18 protein-coding genes and 2 pseudogenes are annotated in these 17692 nt (G+C 69.0%); 7 read left to right on the top strand and 13 right to left on the bottom strand.

Annotated elements, in window-relative coordinates; genetic code table 11:
- Positions 1–6: 6 nt before the first annotated feature.
- Together H9L17_RS13890 and murJ are read right to left on the bottom strand one after the other, a co-directional pair.
- Positions 7–1032 carry a bifunctional riboflavin kinase/FAD synthetase gene (locus tag H9L17_RS13890; RefSeq protein WP_187570006.1) on the bottom strand — a complete coding sequence of 342 codons (1026 nt, stop codon included), beginning with the start codon at positions 1030–1032 and terminating at the stop codon, positions 7–9.
- Between the two features lie 52 nt (positions 1033–1084).
- Positions 1085–2686 carry a murein biosynthesis integral membrane protein MurJ gene (murJ, locus tag H9L17_RS13885; RefSeq protein ID WP_187571983.1) on the bottom strand — a complete coding sequence of 534 codons (1602 nt, stop codon included), beginning with the start codon at positions 2684–2686 and terminating at the stop codon, positions 1085–1087.
- A gap of 191 nt (positions 2687–2877) precedes the next feature.
- Between murJ and rpsT the strand changes: the two genes are divergently transcribed.
- A complete protein-coding gene (gene rpsT, locus H9L17_RS13880) occupies positions 2878–3147 on the top strand; it encodes a 30S ribosomal protein S20 (protein WP_187570005.1) in 270 nt (89 codons plus the stop codon).
- A 70-nt stretch (positions 3148–3217) separates the two neighbouring features.
- Here the strand turns inward: rpsT and obgE are convergent, their stop codons facing one another.
- From obgE to rplU, 3 genes are all read right to left on the bottom strand, one after another.
- Positions 3218–4279 (bottom strand): GTPase ObgE, encoded by a 1062-nt coding sequence (gene obgE / locus H9L17_RS13875; protein WP_187570004.1) that lies wholly within the window; start codon positions 4277–4279, stop codon positions 3218–3220.
- A gap of 103 nt (positions 4280–4382) precedes the next feature.
- Positions 4383–4640, bottom strand: coding sequence for a 50S ribosomal protein L27 (gene rpmA / locus H9L17_RS13870; protein WP_187570003.1), 258 nt, complete (start codon positions 4638–4640; stop codon positions 4383–4385).
- Positions 4641–4652: 12 nt separating this feature from the next.
- On the bottom strand, positions 4653–4970 hold the full coding sequence (rplU, locus tag H9L17_RS13865; RefSeq protein WP_187570002.1) for a 50S ribosomal protein L21: 318 nt from the start codon (positions 4968–4970) through the stop codon (positions 4653–4655).
- Positions 4971–5639: 669 nt separating this feature from the next.
- On the opposite strand from rplU, the gene uvrA reads away from it, so the two are divergent.
- The 3 genes from uvrA (at position 5640) to H9L17_RS13850 (ending at position 9781) form a co-directional block, all read left to right on the top strand.
- Positions 5640–8540: an excinuclease ABC subunit UvrA gene (uvrA, locus tag H9L17_RS13860; RefSeq protein WP_187570001.1), complete on the top strand. Its 2901-nt coding sequence runs from the start codon at positions 5640–5642 to the stop codon at positions 8538–8540.
- A complete protein-coding gene (locus tag H9L17_RS13855; protein WP_187570000.1) occupies positions 8537–8953 on the top strand; it encodes an acyl-CoA thioesterase in 417 nt (138 codons plus the stop codon). Before uvrA ends, H9L17_RS13855 begins: the two co-directional genes overlap by 4 nt.
- Before the next feature lie 69 nt (positions 8954–9022).
- Positions 9023–9781 (top strand): enoyl-CoA hydratase/isomerase family protein, encoded by a 759-nt coding sequence (locus H9L17_RS13850; RefSeq protein WP_187569999.1) that lies wholly within the window; start codon positions 9023–9025, stop codon positions 9779–9781.
- Between the two features lie 168 nt (positions 9782–9949).
- Here the strand turns inward: H9L17_RS13850 and H9L17_RS13845 are convergent, their stop codons facing one another.
- From H9L17_RS13845 to H9L17_RS13820, 6 genes and pseudogenes are all read right to left on the bottom strand, one after another.
- Positions 9950–10459 (bottom strand): HIT family protein, encoded by a 510-nt coding sequence (locus H9L17_RS13845; RefSeq protein WP_187569998.1) that lies wholly within the window; start codon positions 10457–10459, stop codon positions 9950–9952.
- Between the two features lie 94 nt (positions 10460–10553).
- Positions 10554–10910 (bottom strand): MmcQ/YjbR family DNA-binding protein, encoded by a 357-nt coding sequence (locus H9L17_RS13840; RefSeq protein WP_187569997.1) that lies wholly within the window; start codon positions 10908–10910, stop codon positions 10554–10556.
- Positions 10911–10993: 83 nt separating this feature from the next.
- Positions 10994–11350, bottom strand: a complete 357-nt coding sequence (gene arsC, locus H9L17_RS13835; RefSeq protein WP_187569996.1) for an arsenate reductase (glutaredoxin) — start codon at positions 11348–11350, stop codon at positions 10994–10996.
- Positions 11347–12197 (bottom strand): annotated as a pseudogene (locus H9L17_RS13830) (sulfurtransferase). Before H9L17_RS13830 ends, arsC begins: the two are co-directional and overlap by 4 nt.
- Positions 12197–13011, bottom strand: a pseudogene (locus H9L17_RS13825) (CoA pyrophosphatase). Before H9L17_RS13825 ends, H9L17_RS13830 begins: the two co-directional pseudogenes overlap by 1 nt.
- A 97-nt stretch (positions 13012–13108) precedes the next feature.
- A complete protein-coding gene (locus tag H9L17_RS13820) occupies positions 13109–13846 on the bottom strand; it encodes an FKBP-type peptidyl-prolyl cis-trans isomerase N-terminal domain-containing protein (RefSeq protein WP_187569995.1) in 738 nt (245 codons plus the stop codon).
- A gap of 216 nt (positions 13847–14062) precedes the next feature.
- On the opposite strand from H9L17_RS13820, the gene H9L17_RS13815 reads away from it, so the two are divergent.
- From H9L17_RS13815 to nth, 3 genes are all read left to right on the top strand, one after another.
- On the top strand, positions 14063–14845 hold the full coding sequence (locus H9L17_RS13815; RefSeq protein WP_187569994.1) for an enoyl-CoA hydratase/isomerase family protein: 783 nt from the start codon (positions 14063–14065) through the stop codon (positions 14843–14845).
- A gap of 108 nt (positions 14846–14953) precedes the next feature.
- The gene (locus H9L17_RS13810) at positions 14954–15346 is read left to right on the top strand and encodes a hypothetical protein (protein WP_246455099.1); all 393 of its coding nucleotides are present in this window, start codon (positions 14954–14956) and stop codon (positions 15344–15346) included.
- Positions 15343–16032, top strand: a complete 690-nt coding sequence (gene nth / locus H9L17_RS13805; RefSeq protein ID WP_187569993.1) for an endonuclease III — start codon at positions 15343–15345, stop codon at positions 16030–16032. Before H9L17_RS13810 ends, nth begins: the two co-directional genes overlap by 4 nt.
- 74 nt (positions 16033–16106) lie before the next feature.
- On the opposite strand, the gene H9L17_RS13800 is transcribed toward nth, so the two are convergent.
- Both H9L17_RS13800 and H9L17_RS13795 read right to left on the bottom strand, forming a co-directional pair.
- Positions 16107–16247 (bottom strand): hypothetical protein, encoded by a 141-nt coding sequence (locus tag H9L17_RS13800; RefSeq protein ID WP_187569992.1) that lies wholly within the window; start codon positions 16245–16247, stop codon positions 16107–16109.
- 13 nt (positions 16248–16260) lie between these two features.
- Positions 16261–17457, bottom strand: coding sequence for a porin (locus tag H9L17_RS13795; protein ID WP_187569991.1), 1197 nt, complete (start codon positions 17455–17457; stop codon positions 16261–16263).
- Between the last annotated feature and the right edge of the window lie 235 nt (positions 17458–17692).

Raw genomic sequence — 17692 nt, 5'->3', positions numbered from 1 at the left:
TGTCGCTCACGCGGACGCCTGTCTGGTCGATGCTTTTCTTGGGAAGTCCGCACGGGGATGTGCGGGCTCTTGTTCAGGGACGAACGCACATCGCTGTGGTTCGCGTTGCTGGAGGATGGCACGGGCCTGCGCTTCGTCGTGGCGCATCTGCGCCACGAGCGAAGGCAGGTCGGGGAATTTTTCCTCGTCGCGCAGGTGGGCGACGAACTCGACGACGATGCGGCGGCCGTACAGGTCGCCGGCGAAATCGAACAGATGCGCTTCCAGCAGCGGCTCCACGCCGTCCACGGTGGGCCGGGTGCCGAAGCTGGAGACCGAAGGCCACGGCGCATCGGCGATGCCGTGCACCAGCGTCGCGTAGATGCCGCGCAGCGCCGGCGTCTTGCCGCCGTAGCGCAGGTTGGCGGTGGGGAAGCCCAAGGTGCGGCCCAGTTGCTGGCCGCGCACGACGTGGCCACCGATGGCATAGGGCCGGCCCAGCAGGCGCGCCGCCTGCGCGAAATCGCCGGCGGTCAGCGCCGCGCGGATGCGGGTGCTGGACACGCGCTCGCCGTCGACGTGGACGGGCTCGATCTCGTGCGCGGTGAAGCCAAGCTCCGCGCCCATCGCCCGCAGCAGCGCGATGTCGCCGGCGCGGCCCTTGCCGAAGCGGAACTCGGGGCCGACCCACACCTCGCGCGCCGACAACTGCCGCACCAGCACCTGCCGCACGAAATCCTCGGCCGGCATCGCCGCCAGCTTCGCGTCGAAGCGCAGCAGGCCGACGCCCTCGCAGCCCAGTTCGCGCAGACCCTCGACCTTGGCGCGCGGCAGCATCAGCCGCGGCGGCTTGGCGTCGCGGGCGAAGAACTCGCGCGGCAGCGGCTCGAAGCTCAGCGCCACCGCCGGCACGCCCAGCGCGCGCGCGCGCTCGACCGCGCGGCCCACCAGCGCGCGATGGCCCAGGTGCAGGCCGTCGAAGGCGCCGATGCAGACCACGCTGCCGTCGGGGCAAAGCGCCCGATCCCGGGCGTCACGGAACAGGAGATTCATGGAACCAACGAGTATAGCGGCGGCGGCGCGCCACGGCCGGCCCGCCGCCCGCTCAATGCTCGCGGAAATCGCGCGGGCGGAAGCCCAGCGCCAGCATCGCCAGCGCGTAGGTGGCCGCGCCGCCGCCGACCAGCAGCGCCAGCCAGCCGATCCGCTGCCACTTGCCCGCCTCGGTGAACTCCGGCGCCAGGTGCAGCCCGGCCAGCACCGCCGCCGCCATCGCCGCGTTCGCCAGCAGCATGCGCAGCAGGAAGCGGCCCCAGCCCGGCTGCAGGTCGAACACGTCGGCCTTGCGCAGCCAGCGCCACAGCAGCAGCAGGTTGAGGTAGCTGGACAGCGCCGAGGCGATCCCCAGCGCGAAATGCAATCCCGGCACCCGCGCCAGCGTCGCCATCACGCCTTCGGTTTTGGCCGCGTCGGGCACCCACAGCGCGTACAGCAGCGCCAGCAGCGCCACGTTGAACACCATGTTGGCGACCATCGCCACCAGCCCGGCGCGCACCGGGGTACGAGTGTCTTGGCGCGCGTAGAACCCCGGCAGCACGGTCTTCACCAGCGCGAACGCCGGCAGGCCGAAGCTCAGGCCGAACACCGACAGCGCGGTCATCCGCGCGGCCTCGGCGGTGAACTTGCCGTACTGGAAGATGGTCGAGACCAGCGGCAGCGACAGCAGCATCAGCCCCAGCATCGCCGGCAGGATGATGACCAGCGTGGTGCGCAGGCCCCAGTCCAGCGACTTCGAGAAGCCGGCGCGGTCGGTGTTGACATGGTGGCGCGACAGCGTCGGCAGGATCACCGTGCCCAGCGCGATGCCGAACACGCCCAGCGGGAACTCCAGGAAGCGGTCGGCGGTGGACAGCCAGCTCTGCGAGCCGTGCACCAGCATCGCCGCGATGAAAGTGTCGAACAGCAGGTTGACCTGCGCCACCGACGAGCCCAGCAGCGTCGGCACCATCAGCCGCATCACCTTGCGGATGTCCGGATGGTTCCAGCCCCAGCGCGGCCAGGCCAGCAGGTCGAGCTGCGCCAGTTGCGGCAGCTGGAACAGCAGCTGGAGGATGCCGGCGGCGAGGATCGCCCAGCCCATCGCCATGATCGGCAGTTCGCCGAACGACTCGGCGAGCTTCGAGCCCCACAGCGCGCCGGCAATCATGCACAGGTTGAGGATGATCGGGGTGAACGCCGGCCAGCCGAAGCGGTGGTAGCTGTTGAGCGCGCCCGCCGCCAGCGCGGTCAGCGACACGAACAGCAGGAACGGGAAGGTCAGCCGCAGCAGGTCGGTGATCAGCTGGTCCTGCCCCGGCACGGGCTCGGCCTGGCTGAAGGCGGTCGCCAGCTGCGGCGCGAAGATCATGCCCAGCGCGGTGACCAGCAGCAGCACGCCGCCCAGGGTGCCGGCGGTGCGCGCCACCAGCGCCTTCAGGTCGTCGTGGCTGCGGGTTTCCTTGATCTCGGTGAACACCGGCACGAAGGCGGTGGAGAACGAGCCTTCGGCGAACAGCCGGCGCATGAAGTTGGGGATCCGGAACGCCACCCAGAAGGCGTCGGTCATCCAGTTGGTGCCGAAGGTGGCGTTGAATACCTGGTCGCGCACCAGCCCGAACACCCGGCTGAGCAGGGTCATGCCGCCGAACGACAGGACGCCGCGCGCCATGCTGCGCGGCTTGCCGCCGCCCGGTGCCGTCTCCGCGCTCATGCCCGCTCCGCCCGCGCCGAACCGGCTTTGTTGACCCAAGCCATTGAATCGTCCATAATTCTTGGTCTTCCCGAATCCTTCGTTCGTGGGCAATTGTGCCAGCGGACGATCTCCGTAGCCAAAACCCCAGACTTTCCAGGATTTCCCACGTGGCCAACATCAAGTCCGCCAAGAAGCGCGCCAAGCAGACCGTCGTGCGCAATGCCCGCAACGTCGCCCAGCGCTCGCAGCTGCGCACCGCCGTCAAGAAGGTGATCAAGGCGCTCGACGCCAACGATGCCGCCGGCGCCGCCGAAGCCTTCACCGCCGCCCAGCCCCTGCTGGACCGCTTCGCCGCCCGCGGCCTGATCCACAAGAACAAGGCCGCCCGTCACAAGGCCCGCCTGACCGCCCGCATCAAGGCGCTCAAGGCCGCCTGATCCACGGGAACCGGATTCGGCAAAAAGCCCCGCTTCGGCGGGGCTTTTTGTTGGCCGCCTGGCGGCGACGTCAAGCATCGGCCTGCGCCCTGGCTTCGAGTTCCTCCTCGCGCAGCCGGTCGAAGAACGCCTGTACCGACAGCATGATCGGCCAGGTGCCTTCGCGGCCCAGCGCCGACACCAGATACCACGGGCCGGTCCAGCCGAGTTCCGCGACGATGGCCTCGGCGGCTTCCTTCGCCTCGTCCTCGAACATCAGGTCGGCCTTGTTCAGCACCAGCCAGCGCGGCTTCTCCAGCATGTCCGGGTCGTACTTGCGCAGCTCGTGCTCGATCGCGCGCACCTGCTCGGCCGGCGACATCAGGCCCTGCCCTTCGTATTCCATCGGCGCGATGTCCACCAGGTGCAGCAGCAGGCGGGTGCGCTGCACGTGGCGCAGGAACAGACTGCCGAGACCGGCGCCGTCGGCCGCGCCTTCGATCAGGCCGGGAATGTCGGCGATCACGAAGCTGCGGCCCGGCTCCACGCTGACTACGCCGAGGTTCGGATACAGCGTGGTGAACGGATAGTCGGCCACCTTCGGCGTCGCCGCCGACACCGCGCGGATGAACGTCGATTTGCCGGCGTTGGGGAAGCCCAGCAGGCCCACGTCGGCCAGCAGCTTCAGCTCCAGCCGCAGCGTGCGGGTTTCGCCCTCGCCGCCCGGCGTGGCCTTGCGCGGCGTGCGGTTGATCGAGCTCTTGAAGTGCATGTTGCCGAGCCCGCCCTGCCCGCCCTTGGCCACCAGCAGGCGCTGGCCGTGCTCGGTGAGGTCGCCGATGGCTTCGTCGGTATCGACGTTGTGGACCACGGTGCCGACCGGCACGGTGATGACGGTGTCCTCGCCGGCCTTGCCGTACATCTGCCGGCCCATGCCGTTCTCGCCGCGCTGGGCCTTGAATTTGGTCTGGTGGCGGAAATCGACCAGCGTGTTGAGGTTTTCGTCGGCCAGCAGCCAGACGTCGCCGCCTGCGCCGCCGTCGCCGCCATCCGGTCCGCCCAGCGGAATGAACTTCTCGCGGCGGAACCCGATGCAGCCGTTGCCGCCGTTGCCGGCGGTGACCGTGATTTCAGCTTCGTCGACGAGTTTCATGGGCGTGATTGTGCAGTGTTCTGTGAAGTTGCGGCGAAGTCGCTTCGCCTATAAACGAAAAACCCCGCCGAGGCGGGGCTTCTCGCATTCCATCGTCCGCGCCTCAGGCGTTGACGATGCTGACCGTGCGGCGCTTCTTCGGGCCCTTGGTGGAGAACTCCACCTTGCCGTCGACCAGCGCGAACAGGGTGTGGTCGCGGCCGAGGCCGACGCCGGTGCCCGGGTGGAACTGGGTGCCGCGCTGACGCACGATGATGTTGCCGGCTTCGACGGCCTGGCCGCCGTACAGCTTCACGCCCAGATACTTCGGATTCGAGTCGCGGCCGTTGCGGGTCGAACCACCAGCCTTTTTATGTGCCATGACTGCGTCTCCTTATTTGCTGCCACCGGCGATGCCGGTGATCTCGATTTCGGTGTAGTGCTGCCGGTGGCCCATCTGCTTGCGATGGTGCTTGCGGCGGCGGAACTTGACGATGCGCACCTTGTCGGCGCGGCCGTGACCGACGACCTTCGCGGTGACGGTGGCGCCCTTGAGCGCGTCGCCCAGCTTGATGCCGTCGGCGTCGCCCAGCATCAGGATGTTGTCCAGCTTGATCTCGCTGCCGGCTTCGGCTTCGAGCAATTCGACGCGGAGCGTTTCGCCCTGCATCACGCGGTATTGCTTACCGCCGGTGACCAGTACTGCGTACATGGTGGGTTTTCCTCGTGGGTTCTGTAGTTCTTCTGATTGCTCTTTTTCGAGAGCCTGCCCGCCATCGAGGGCGAACAGAAGCGGAATTATAGGGGATTCAGCGGGTTAGGGTCAACTAGCGGGTATCCAGGTTCCCCTGCGATCCGGGCGGCGGGTATCGCCTGCCCGCGCCCCGACCCGAGGGGGGGTGACGCCGCCGCTCCCGCGAGTCATCCACGACTCAGGTCGCGGGCGCAGGCGCGCCGCTTCGCGGCTCCCCCGGCCCGGCGCAGCGCGCCGGGCGTTCGTCCGGGCGCGCGGCAGTGCCGCGCAAGCAGCCCGGACTCACCCATGGCCTGCTCGGCGTCACCCCCTCGGGTCGGGGCGCTCGGACACTTGCGCCGGCGCATGCCACAAGAAGAAGCAAACAGCCGGGAGGCGGCGTCTGCCAAGGGGTATGGCTCCGAGCGGGCCATGGATGGCCCGCGGCCGCCGCATCAATCCTGGACGACTGGACAAGGCGGCGGAGCCATACCCTTGGGCAGGCGTCGCCCAAGCGTCTCAACCCCGGAGACGCGCGCCCCGAAACTGGCAATCCGACGATTTGCCCCCAAATCAGTGGCTCGCTACGCTTCCCGATTGGCCGACGGCACGCCCGCCGGCCGTCCCCCACCGCAGGATCCCCCACCGATGGCCCTGGACTACATCCGCATCCGCGGCGCACGGACGCACAATCTCAAGAACATCGACCTCGACCTGCCGCGCGACAAGCTGATCGTGATCACCGGCCTGTCCGGCTCCGGCAAGTCGTCGCTCGCGTTCGACACCATCTACGCCGAAGGCCAGCGCCGCTACGTGGAATCGCTGTCGGCCTACGCGCGGCAGTTCCTCAGCGTGATGGACAAGCCCGACCTCGACCACATCGAAGGGCTGTCGCCGGCGATTTCCATCGAGCAGAAATCGACCAGCCACAACCCGCGCTCGACGGTCGGCACCATCACCGAGATCCACGACTACATGCGCCTGCTGTACGCGCGCGTCGGCAGCCCGCGCTGCCCGGATCACCATTTCCCGCTGGAAGCGCAGACGGTCAGCCAGATGGTCGACCAGGTGCTGGCGATGGAAGCCGATCCGGCGCTGGCCGAGCAGCGCTGGATGCTGCTCGCGCCGGTGATCCGCGAACGCAAGGGCGAGCATGCGCAGGTCATCGACCAGCTGCGCGCGCAGGGCTACGTGCGCGTGCGCGTGGACGGCGCGCTGCACGAGATCGACGCGGTGCCGCCGCTGGCGCTGCGGCAGAAGCACACCATCGAGGCGGTGATCGACCGCTTCAAGCCGCGCGCCGACATCCGCCAGCGGCTGGCCGAATCGTTCGAGACGGCGCTCAAGCTGGGCGACGGCATGGCCATCGTGCAGTCGATGGACGAACCCGAGCGCGCGCCGCTACTGTTCTCCTCGCGCTATTCCTGCCCGGTCTGCGACTACTCGCTGCCCGAACTCGAACCGCGCCTGTTCTCGTTCAACTCGCCCATCGGCGCCTGCCCCGGCTGCGACGGGCTGGGCGTGGCGCAGTTCTTCGATCCGGGCAAGGTGGTGGCGCATCCCGAGCTGTCGCTGGCGGCGGGTGCGATGCGCGGCTGGGACCGGCGCAATTCCTATTACTTCTCGATGATCGCCTCGCTGGCGAAGCACTACGGCTTCAACGTCGATACGCCGTGGCAGCAGTTGCCGGAGCGCATCCGCGAGATCGTCCTGCACGGCAGCGGCGGCGAGATCATCAACCTCAGCTACGTCAGCGAGAACGGCAGCAAGTACCAGCGCAAGCACGCCTTCGAGGGCATCCTGCCCAACCTCGAACGCCGCTACCGCGAAACCGAAAGCGCGGCGGTGCGCGAGGAACTGGCGAAGTACATCAGCGAGCGCTCCTGCCCCGAATGCAACGGCGCGCGCCTGAACCGGCAGGCCCGCAACGTGTTTGTGGCCGACCGCCCGCTGCCCGAGATCGCGGTGCTGCCGATCGACGCCTGCCTGTCGTTCTTCGACACGCTCACCCTGCCCGGCTGGCGCGGCGAAATCGCCACCAAGATCGTCAAGGAAATCCGCGAGCGGCTGGGCTTCCTCGTCGATGTCGGCCTCGATTATTTGACGCTGGAGCGCAAGGCCGATTCGCTCTCTGGCGGCGAGGCGCAGCGCATCCGGCTGGCCTCGCAGATCGGCGCGGGCCTGGTCGGCGTGATGTACGTGCTGGACGAGCCGTCCATCGGCCTGCACCAGCGCGACAACGAGCGCCTGCTCGGCACGCTGACCCGCCTGCGCGACCTCGGCAACACCGTGCTGGTGGTGGAGCACGACGAGGACGCGATCCGGCTGGCCGACTACATCGTGGACATCGGCCCCGGCGCGGGCGTGCACGGCGGCGAGGTGGTGGCGCAAGGCCAGTTGGCCGACGTGCTGAAGGCGCCGCGTTCGCTCACTGGGCAATACCTGTCCGGCAAGAAGAAGATCGAAATCCCGGCACACCGCAACCCGCCCAACCGCAAGATGCTGCTGAAGCTGAAGGGCGCGCGCGGCAACAACCTGAAGAACGTCGACCTGGAGATTCCGGCGGGGCTGTTCACCTGCATCACCGGCGTGTCGGGCTCGGGCAAATCGACGCTGATCAACGACACCCTGTATGCGCTGGCCGCCAACGAGATCAACGGCGCATCGCACACGCCCGCGCCGTACAAGGACGTGGTCGGGCTGGACCTGTTCGACAAGGTGGTCGATATCGACCAGTCGCCCATCGGCCGCACCCCGCGCAGCAACCCCGCCACCTACACCGGCCTGTTCACGCCGCTGCGCGAACTGTTCGCGCAGGTGCCGGAAGCGCGCGCGCGCGGCTATTCGCCCGGGCGCTTCTCGTTCAACGTGCGCGGCGGGCGCTGCGAGGCCTGCCAGGGCGACGGCCTCATCAAGGTGGAGATGCACTTCCTGCCGGACGTGTACGTGCCCTGCGACGTCTGCCAGGGCAAGCGCTACAACCGCGAGACGCTGGAAATCCGCTACAAGGGCCACAGCATCCACGACGTGCTGGAAATGACGGTGGAGGCGGCGCTGGAGCTGTTCGCGCCGGTGCCGGCCATCGCCCGCAAACTCGAGACGCTGATGGACGTGGGCCTGAGCTACATCAAGCTGGGCCAGAGCGCGACCACGCTGTCCGGCGGCGAGGCGCAGCGGGTGAAGCTGTCGAAGGAACTCTCGCGCCGCGACACCGGGCGCACGCTTTACATCCTCGACGAGCCGACCACCGGCCTGCACTTCCACGACATCGAGGCGCTGCTGGCGGTGCTGCACCGGCTGCGCGACGACGGCAACACGGTGGTCGTCATCGAGCACAACCTCGACGTCATCAAGACAGCCGACTGGGTGGTCGATCTCGGCCCCGAAGGCGGGCATCGCGGCGGCCAGATTCTCGCCGTCGGCACGCCGGAGGACGTGGCGGCGCATCCCGATTCGCACACCGGCCGCTTCCTTGCGCCATTGCTCGAAAAACATCCGGCACGCTCGGCCTCCACCCCGCGCAAGAACAAGAAGAAGGCCGACGCATGACCGACAGCACCGTGTTCCGCACCCCCATTCCGCTGCGCTGGAGCGACCTCGACGCGTTCAACCACGTCAACAACGCGCGCTACCTGACCTTCCTGGAACAGGCGCGCATCGAGTGGTTCGAGACCATCGGCGAGCCGTGGGTGACCGAGGACTCGGCCCCGGTGGTCGCCTCGGCCACGCTGAACTTCAAGCGCCCGATCGAATACCCGGCCAGCGTCTTCGTCGAACTGTTCACCGAGAAGCTGGGCAACAGCAGCGTGGTGATCGGCCACCGCATCGTGGCCGCCGACGGCACCCTGCACTGCGACGGCCACGTGGTCGCCGTGTGGGTGGGCCGCCGCGACGGCAAGCCGACCCCCCTGCCCGACGGCGTGCGCCGCGCTTCCGAACGGCTGCTGGCCGCCGCGCCGTAACCGGCGCAAACGACGCCGCGCCAACATCCCCGCGCCTATCATGGCCGCCCCTCGCCCCGGAACCCGCGCATGTCCCTGATCGACACCACCGTCCACGGCCAGGTCCACGAACTGCGGCTGGCACGCGCGCCGGTCAACGCGCTGAATCCCGAACTGTGCGCCGAACTGGCCCACGCCGTCCGCGACGCGGCGGCGCACGGCGCGCGCGGCATCGTGCTGGCCGGCGGGCCCAAGGTGTTCTCCGCCGGCCTGGACGTGCCGCACCTGCTGTCGCTGGGCGAAGACCAGGCGGCGCTGATGCAGGCCTGGGAAGCGTTTTTCCACGCCGCCCGCGCGCTGGCCGCCAGCCCGGTGCCGGTGGTCGCGGCGATGGCCGGCCACGCGCCGGCCGGCGGCTGCGTGCTGGCGCTGTGCTGCGACTACCGGATCATGGCCGACGGCCCTTACCGCATCGGCCTGAACGAGACGCAGGTGGGCCTGGTCGCGCCGGAAGGCATCCAGGCGCTGCTGGCGCGGGTGGTCGGTCCGCACCGAGCGGAGCGGCTGCTGGTCGCCGGCGCGATGCCGGACGCCGCCGAGGCGCTGCGGATCGGGCTGGTGGACGAACTCACCCACATCGACGAAGTGGCGGTGCGCGCCCGCGTCTGGCAGGAGGAGCTGCTGCAGCTGCCGCACATGCCGATGCTGGAAACCCGCGCCATCGCCCGCCGCGAAGTGGTCGCCGCGCTGGAACCGGACCGCATCGACCTGCCGCGCTTCGTCGCGCAGTGGTCGCATCCGGACACGCAGGCGGCGCTGCGGGCGATGCTGGCGCGGATCGGCAAGTAGGCTGGCGCAAGGCGACCGTTCCCTCGTCCATCCGCTTGATCGCTTTCGGAGGGACAGGAGGTTCCCTGATCCAGTCTGCCCGCGAAGCGGCGTCGGCTTGAACGCATCGTTGGCCGCCGCCAATCGATTCCCGCACCGGGCCTGTCGCCCGACTCGTGAGCCGGAGCGCTACGCAGGCAGATTGGAACGAATCAGGTTCACGGTTTCGGCAAGTTGCTCGGCGGATACCTGGACCCGCTCCCGGCGGCGCGCGTCCTCGCCGGCATCGTGCGTGATGCCCCTTTCCCGTCCGGCGCCATCGAATGTCGCGAGTTGAGGCGGACCGATGCCCCAATCGCTGCCCTTCTGCCGGGGCACGACGTGGAAATGGAAGTGCGGCGTTTCCTGCCCGCTGAAGACCCCGTTGTTCTGGAACGTCAGGATTCCGAGCGGCCGATAGGCTCTGACCAGCGCCTCGGCGACCCGCTTGGCCGAGACGAGGATGGCGCCGCACTCCTGATCGGAAAGATCGAGCAGCGTCGCGACGTGCCGGCGCGTGATGACGCAGCACTGGCCAACCTCGAATTGCCACGGGTTGATCACGGTCAGCGTGTGTTCGCTTTCGTCGATGATCTTCCAGCTTTCTTCGCGGGCCGCCACGCAAAGGTCGCACGGCTCCCTGATGGGAAGTTCGATCATTCGCCCTCTCCGATTGAACGGTTTTCCACCAGCGGCCTGACGCCCGAGCCAAGCCGCCGCGCAACGGCGTCGCGCGAGCGAACCATCGGGATGCTCATCCGCGGCGACGGGTTGCCGCCTTCCTCCCACGACGCGCGATCGCCTTGGCATGGGACCACGCGATCAATTCCTGGAGATAGTCGGCGGGAACGGCGCCGACATCTACGATCGTGACCCAATGGAATCTGGCCAGGTATCGGGCCGGCTTGATGCCCGGCACGTCGGTCAGCGCCAGGAAGCGTTCCGGCGTCGTCCGGATGCTGAAACGCCACTTCTCCGGATCGCTGGTCTTGAAGTAGGCGAATTTCCTGCCGCCAGCGTAGTAGACGAGGACGTTGCTGGGCGGCCCGTACGCTGTCGAGGTCGCGCCGGGATAGCGGCTGCAGTGCTCCTTGACGGCGGCGACATCCATTGGCCTTCCTCAAATCACCCCGATGCTGGATCAAGCCACGCCGCGGAATGACGTCGCCGCGATTCCCGGGCAACGTCCATGACTCAATCGAGCAGCTCCCGCACCGTCTCCGGCGGCCGGCACAGCCGCACGCCCTTGTCGGTGAACACGAACGGGCGGTTGATCAGGATCGGCGCGGCCACCATCGCCTCCAGCAGCGCGTCGTCGGACAGCGACGGATCGCCGAGCCCGCGCGCGGCATAGTCCGGCTCCTTGCTGCGGATCGCGTCGCGCACGCTCAGGCCGGCGTCGGCGATGGCCTGGCGCAGCCGCTCCACGCTGGGCGGCTGGGCGATGTAATCCACGACGACGGGTTCGATGCCCGCCTCGCGCAATATCTCCAGCGCGCCGCGCGAGTTGCTGCAGGTCGGGCGATGCCAGATTTCGACGCGGCCGCTCATGCGCCGGTCGCCACCGGGCGGGTCTGGTCGGCGATCCAGCCGCTCCACGAGCCCATGTACAGCTTCGCGCCGCGCAGCCCGGCGCGCTCCATCGCCAGCAGGTTGTGGCAGGCGGTGACGCCGGAGCCGCACATCACCGCCACCTCGGACGGATCGCGTCCCGCCAGCAGCGCGCGGTATTCGTCGGCGAGCTGCATCGGCGCCTTGAAGCGGCCTTCGGCCAGGTTCTGCGCATAGGGCCGGTTGACCGCGCCGGGCACATGGCCGGCCACGCGGTCCAGCGGTTCCTCCTCGCCGCGGAAGCGGGCCGCAGCACGCGCGTCCACCAGCAGGCCGCCGGCGGCGAGATGCGCCTCCACCGCGTTGGCGTCGTACAGGCGCGTGGCGTCGAACGCGGCCTCGTAGCGCACCGGCACCGGCGGCGGCGTGGGGGCGTGCTGGACACCGGCAAGCCCAGCGACACCCAGCGCGACCAGCCGCCGTCCAGCACCGCCACCTTCTCGTGGCCCAGCGCGCGCAGCAGGAACCACAGCCGCGCCGCCATCGCGCCGTCGCCGTCGTCGTAGGCGATCACCTGCGTGGCGGGCGAGATGCCCCACTTGCCGAGCTTGGCGCAGAACGCCGCCGCGTCCGGCCAGGGATGCCGGCCGACGCCCTTGCGGGTCATGTCGGACAGGTCGCGCTCCAGGTGCGCGTAGACCGCGCCGGGGATGTGCGAACTCAGCCAGGCCTGCTCGCCCAGGTTCGGATCGAGCAGGGAGAAGCGGCAGTCGACGATCGCCAGGTCGGGGCGCCCCAGCGCCACCGACAGGATGTCCGCCTGCACCAAGGTATTCCATCCGGCCATCACGTTCTCCCGTGTTCGGTGCGCGCCAAGCGTTCGCGCAGGTTGTACAGGATCGAGGCGGTCGCGCCCCAGATCCGCTGCGGCTGGTAGCGGTATTGGAACACGTGGCGGGCGCGGCCGCCGAACGACAGCTCGATTTTCTCCAGTTGCACCGGATCCATCAGCAGCGCCAGCGGCACCTCGAACACGTCGGCCACTTCGCCCGGCTCCGGCCGCGGGCGGAAATCGGGATCGACCAGCACCACCGTGGGCAGCACGCGGAAGCCGGTGATGGTCAGCAGCGGATCGAGGTAGCCCAGCGCCCGCGCTTGCGCGGCTTCCAGCCCGACTTCCTCGCGCGCCTCGCGCAGCGCGGCGGCAGCGGGGCTGGCATCGGCAAGCTCGATGCGGCCGCCGGGGAAGCTGACCTGCCCGCCGTGGTGGCGCAGGCCGTCGCTGCGGCGCGTCAGCAGCACGCCGGCGCCGGCCGCGCGCGGGATCACGCCCACCAGCACGGCGGCCGGAAGCGGCTGCGCCGGCAGCGGCAATCCGTCCAGGTCGTCCAGGTTCCACGGCGAGTCCGGCGGCGCGTCCAGCGGATGCAGCGCGGCGCCGAGGCGCGACGCCAGCGCGTCGGCCTGCATCATTCCGCCTCCCGCTGCACGGCGCGCGCGGGCAGGATCACGTCCATGTAGCGCAGGCGGGCGTCGTCGCCCATCGCGCCCCAGGCCGCGATTTCGGCGCCGGTGCGGTGGCAGCCGCGGCACAGGCCGTCTTCGTCGAGGATGCAGACGCCGATGCAGGGACTGAGCACGGCGCGGAATTGGGAACTCATCGCTACATGGTAGCGCCGCAAACGCGAAGCGCCGGCACGGGGCCGGCGCTTCGGAACGCTTGCTTGCCCGCGCCGGAGCGCGCGGGCCGTGCGATGCTTACTTCACCGCGCCCAGCTCGATCTGCATGGCCACGGCCTGCTTCGCGAACTGCTGGTTCTGCGCGCCGCCCAGGCCCTTGCCCGGCGGAATGACCACTTCCCACACGGTGCCCTGCGCCATCAGCGGCAGGGTTTCCTTCAGCGCCGGGATCGGCGCGTCGGACACCTTGAACGGCGGCGGCGTCTGCACGCCGCTCAGCGGCACGCCCACCGCGCCCAGGAAGCTGCGGAACGCGATCTGCACTTCGCTGTTGGCGGTCGGCTTGGCGCCGGTGCCGGCCTTGGCGACGCGGTACATGATGCCGCTCGGCAGGGTGATCACGCCCTGCTCGGCCTTGTACTTGGTGACGAAATCGGCGGACTGCGCCTCGTTGTCGGCCAGCGCCTTGCGGAAGGCGGCCTGCGCCTTCAGTTCGAGGCGCTTCTGGAAGCCGGCGTAGGCGGTGCCCAGCTGCTGCTCGGTGTAGGCCGGCTGCTTCTTGGCGAAGGCGTCCTGCACGCCGCGCACCACGGTGGCGATGTCGATCGGCTCATCGGCATTGGCCAGTTCCTGGCCGAGCTGCCAGCCGAAGGCGTAGCTGGCGTGGGTCTTGTCCACCACCGGCGGGGTTTCCGAACCGGCCGCCGGCTTGGCGGCGGGGGTGGCGGGAGCGGCCGCCGGCTTGGTCTGCGCCGAAGCGATGCCGGCGGTCAGGGTCAGGGCCGCCACGCTGGCAGCGATCGCACGCAACTTCATCCACAACCTCATTCGTTGAAGAGGCCACCGGGGCGGCCTGCAGGAAACCGGCGTCGCCGCCGGTCGATTCGTCCGTCCGGTCGAACCGCACCGACGCGACACGCTAGGATACTGGCCGCAGCCCTTGACGGCTACTGAACCCTCCCCTGCGACCGGCGCGGACGGCCGAAGTTCCGCCCGCCACCGGATTTCCCGTTCATGTTCCCCGGAACCCCGATGACCGACAGCCTGCTCCTGATCGACACCAACGACGGCGTGCGCACCCTCCGCATCAACCGTCCCGACAAGCTCAACGCGCTGAACGCCGCCACCCTGGACGCGCTGGACGCCGCCTTCGCCGATGCGGCGGGCGACGCCGCCGTGCGGGTGGTGGTGCTGACCGGCGCCGGCCCGAAAGCCTTCGTGGCCGGGGCCGACATCGCCGAGATGAACGCGCTGACGCCGGTGCAGGGCCGCGATTTCTCGCTGCGCGGCACGCGGATGATGCGGCGGATCGAGCGCATGCCCAAGCCCGTGATCGCGATGGTGAACGGCTTCGCCCTCGGCGGCGGGCTGGAGCTGGCGATGAGCTGCCACCTGCGCATCGCCGCCGACACGGCCAAGGTCGGCCAGCCGGAGATCAACCTCGGCCTGATCCCCGGCTTCGGCGGCAGCCAGCGCCTGCTGCGCCTGTGCGGGCGCGCGGCGACGCTGGAGCTGTGCCTGACCGGCGCGCCGGTCAATGCCGAGCGCGCGTTGCAGCTCGGCATCGTCAACCGCGTGGTGCCCGCCGCCGAGCTGGAAACGGAAACGATGAAGCTGGCCGCGCAGCTCGCCGCCGCCGCGCCTCTGGCGCTGCGCGGGATGCTGGACTGCGTGAACGTGGGCGGCGAATGCGGGATCGAGGAAGGGCTGGAGTACGAAGCCGCGCAGTTCGGACTGGCGTTCTCCACCAACGACATGCGCGAAGGGACGTCGGCGTTCCTGGAGAAGCGCAAGCCGGCGTTCACCGGCACCTGAACCGCCGCGCGTCATCCTGAGCGCGGTCAAGCACCTGCTTTTTCGCATCCGCATCAAGCAGAAACAGGTCCCTCGCTGCGCTCATTACGACAACGCATTGAAACAACGATGACCGACCGGATCGCCAGCGCCCCGCCCTGCCCCGCCTGCGCCTGCGCGCAGCCGCATCCGGCGCACGCGCTGCTCGCGGCGCTGCGCGAGGACGACCTCGACGCCGCGCTGTCGCTGGGCCTGCTCGACGCCCGGCCCTGCCCGGCCTGCGCAGGGGAATGCGGCATCCGGCTGATCGAAGCGCGCGACGCCCGCCGCTTCGCGCTGTCCGCGCGCGAACGCCATCGCGCCCGCGCCGCGCGGCTGGCGCGGATCAAGGCCGAACGCGAGGCCGCGCGTCGTCCCGTTGCCGCGCCGGCCACGCAGCAGGCAACCCCCGTCGCGCTGCCCTCCGCCGCCGCGGACGCGCTCGCGCGCGCATTGGCGAAAGCGAAGGCGCGCCACGCATGACCGCACCGGGCAAACCCCGCGCCGCGCGCGGCAGCAAGCTGACGCCGGACGAGATCGTCGAACTGTTCACGCGCCTGCGCGCCGCCAATCCGCATCCGACCACCGAGCTCGAATACACCACGCCGTTCGAGCTGCTGGTGGCGGTGGTGCTGTCCGCGCAGGCCACCGACGTCGGCGTCAACAAGGCGACCCGCAAGCTGTACCCGGTCGCCAACACGCCGGCCGCGATCCTCGCGCTGGGCGAAGACGGGCTGAAGCGCTACATCAACACCATCGGCCTGTACAACGCCAAGGCGGCGAACGTGATCGCGCTATGCCGGCTGCTGCTGGAGAAGCACGGCGGCGAAGTGCCGCACACCCGCGAGGAACTGGAAGCGCTCCCCGGCGTGGGCCGCAAGACCGCCAACGTGGTGCTCAACACCGCGTTCGGCGAACCCACCATCGCGGTGGACACGCACATCTTCCGCGTCTCGAACCGCACCGGCCTCGCGCCCGGCAAGGACGTGCGCACGGTCGAGGACAAGCTGGTGAAGCTGGTGCCGGCCGAGTTCGCGCGCGACGCGCACCACTGGCTGATCCTGCACGGCCGCTACACCTGCAAGGCGCGCAAGCCGGACTGCCTGCACTGCCCGATCCACGACCTGTGCCGCTGGCCCGAGAAGGGGCCGTCGAGCTGGCAGACCTGATTCCACGAAGGCGCGGGTGCTCCGCACATTCTTGGAGCGAAGCATCGGACGCGGATCAACGCGGAAAACGCGGATCAAACCTCGATCAGAGGTTCATCCGCGTTGATCCGCGCCGAAAAAACCAGCTGACCGGCCTCGCCTTGCACACAAAGCAACAGCGGGACGAGTCCCGCTGCTGCCGTACGGATGACGCAGATCGTCGTGATCCGCGCCATCCATGCCTTCCGATCAGAAGCGGAACTCGCCCCACACGCCGAACTCGTCGGTCTTCAGGTCCTTGCTGCGCGCATCGTTGCGCTGGCCGGTGTGCTTGTACACGGTCGCGATCTTCACGCCCGGCGCGATCGGCCATTCCACGCCGATGTTGTAGTAGGTGTCCTGGAGCGTCGGATCCAGCGTCTTGCTGATGTCGCTGTTGTCGTAGCGGCCGAACAGGGTCACGCCCTTGTCGTTCAGGCCGACGCTGCCCCACAGCGACCAGCCGCTGGCCTTGTCGGACGCGAGACTGGTGACGTTGTTCCAGTTGCTGGCCTGGAAGTATTCGACGCCGAAGCGGGTGTTGCCGGACATGTAGGCGGCCAGGAAGTCCAGACGGTTGGCGGTGTGCAGCGCGTCGACGGTCTGCTTCTCCTTGCCCAGCGTGCCGGAGTAGGCGCCGATGCCGATCACGGTCTTCTCGGTCGGGGCGAAGCTCAGCCGGCCCTCGACGTCCAGGCCCTTGCTGCGGCTCGGGTTCTTGTAGCCGTTGCCGTTCAGCGCGGCCACCGCGTACTCCATCGAGCCGCCGGCCAGCTTGCCGCCGGCGTGCACGCCCCAGTCGGCCGAGGTGCCGAACTTCAGGCGGTCGGCGATGGTGTTCTCGATGTAGCGCATGCCGTAGTAGTTCTCGGCGAACGGCACCCACGGCAGGTCGGCGGCGCCGGCGCGCAGCACGAAGGCGTCGCTGAGCTTGTACTGCACGTAGGCCTTCTTCAGGTAAATCTCGGTGGAGGAGATCGCCGAGGAATACTGGAAGTCGGTGGTCAGGTTCATCGACCACTGGTCGTTGAACTTATGGTCCACGCCCAGGTAGAAGCGCTTGATGTCGAAGGCGAAACCGGACTTGTCGGTCTTCACGCCCTTGCTGCTGTCGTCGATGTTGGTCAGGTCGTAGTACAGGCGGCCGCTGAGCTTGGTGTCGTTGACCAGCTTCTTCAGCGAGGCCACGTCGTCCAGCTGCTCGTTGGTCTTGGCCTGGGCGACGTTCACGTCCGACTGCGCGTCGCTGCGCTCCTCCAGGCTCTGGATCTGGGCCTGCAGCGCGGCGATCTGCGCCTTCAGCTCGGCGATGTCCTGGGCGCTCGGCGCGCTCTGCGCGGCGGCGGTGGAACTGAGGGTGCCGGCGACGACCAGGGCGATCGCGGCGGCCAGATGATTGGGACGCATGGTTTGACTCCGAATGGATGAGGGCTGCATGGATGACCGTTGCGCGCGGGTCTGCGCCGGCGTCGCATGTCGGAGCCGGATTTCACATGCCGTCGATTGCAGTTTCGTGTCGGTCGCGGCGCTTTCTCGCCCGCGATGCGAAAACTGCGTGCGCATCGCCGCATGTCACGCAACCGTCATCGAACCTACCCGGCACTGTCACGCGGCGGCGGTGCAATGCGCGGCGAAACGGGCA

Source organism: Thermomonas brevis (assembly GCF_014395425.1).
GTDB classification, from domain to species: domain Bacteria; phylum Pseudomonadota; class Gammaproteobacteria; order Xanthomonadales; family Xanthomonadaceae; genus Thermomonas; species Thermomonas brevis.
Note: the sequence above shows the minus strand (reverse complement) of the source record. Positions and strands in the feature narration are given on the sequence as shown.

Excerpts from the sequence above, each read along its gene's own strand:
- H9L17_RS13890 (WP_187570006.1), bottom strand. The coding sequence starts at position 1,032 with ATGAATCTCCTGTTCCGTGACGCCCGGGATCGGGCGCTTTGCCCCGAC.
- H9L17_RS13810 (WP_246455099.1), top strand. The coding sequence starts at position 14,954 with ATGACCGACCGGATCGCCAGCGCCCCGCCCTGCCCCGCCTGCGCCTGC.
- obgE (WP_187570004.1), bottom strand. The coding sequence starts at position 4,279 with ATGAAACTCGTCGACGAAGCTGAAATCACGGTCACCGCCGGCAACGGC.
- rplU (WP_187570002.1), bottom strand. The coding sequence starts at position 4,970 with ATGTACGCAGTACTGGTCACCGGCGGTAAGCAATACCGCGTGATGCAG.
- H9L17_RS13795 (WP_187569991.1), bottom strand. The coding sequence starts at position 17,457 with ATGCGTCCCAATCATCTGGCCGCCGCGATCGCCCTGGTCGTCGCCGGC.
- H9L17_RS13845 (WP_187569998.1), bottom strand. The coding sequence starts at position 10,459 with ATGATCGAACTTCCCATCAGGGAGCCGTGCGACCTTTGCGTGGCGGCC.
- H9L17_RS13840 (WP_187569997.1), bottom strand. The coding sequence starts at position 10,910 with ATGGATGTCGCCGCCGTCAAGGAGCACTGCAGCCGCTATCCCGGCGCG.
- nth (WP_187569993.1), top strand. The coding sequence starts at position 15,343 with ATGACCGCACCGGGCAAACCCCGCGCCGCGCGCGGCAGCAAGCTGACG.
- rpmA (WP_187570003.1), bottom strand. The coding sequence starts at position 4,640 with ATGGCACATAAAAAGGCTGGTGGTTCGACCCGCAACGGCCGCGACTCG.
- H9L17_RS13855 (WP_187570000.1), top strand. The coding sequence starts at position 8,537 with ATGACCGACAGCACCGTGTTCCGCACCCCCATTCCGCTGCGCTGGAGC.
- arsC (WP_187569996.1), bottom strand. The coding sequence starts at position 11,350 with ATGAGCGGCCGCGTCGAAATCTGGCATCGCCCGACCTGCAGCAACTCG.
- uvrA (WP_187570001.1), top strand. The coding sequence starts at position 5,640 with ATGGCCCTGGACTACATCCGCATCCGCGGCGCACGGACGCACAATCTC.
- H9L17_RS13850 (WP_187569999.1), top strand. The coding sequence starts at position 9,023 with ATGTCCCTGATCGACACCACCGTCCACGGCCAGGTCCACGAACTGCGG.
- murJ (WP_187571983.1), bottom strand. The coding sequence starts at position 2,686 with ATGGCGCGCGGCGTCCTGTCGTTCGGCGGCATGACCCTGCTCAGCCGG.
- H9L17_RS13800 (WP_187569992.1), bottom strand. The coding sequence starts at position 16,247 with ATGGCGCGGATCACGACGATCTGCGTCATCCGTACGGCAGCAGCGGGA.
- H9L17_RS13815 (WP_187569994.1), top strand. The coding sequence starts at position 14,063 with ATGACCGACAGCCTGCTCCTGATCGACACCAACGACGGCGTGCGCACC.
- H9L17_RS13820 (WP_187569995.1), bottom strand. The coding sequence starts at position 13,846 with ATGAAGTTGCGTGCGATCGCTGCCAGCGTGGCGGCCCTGACCCTGACC.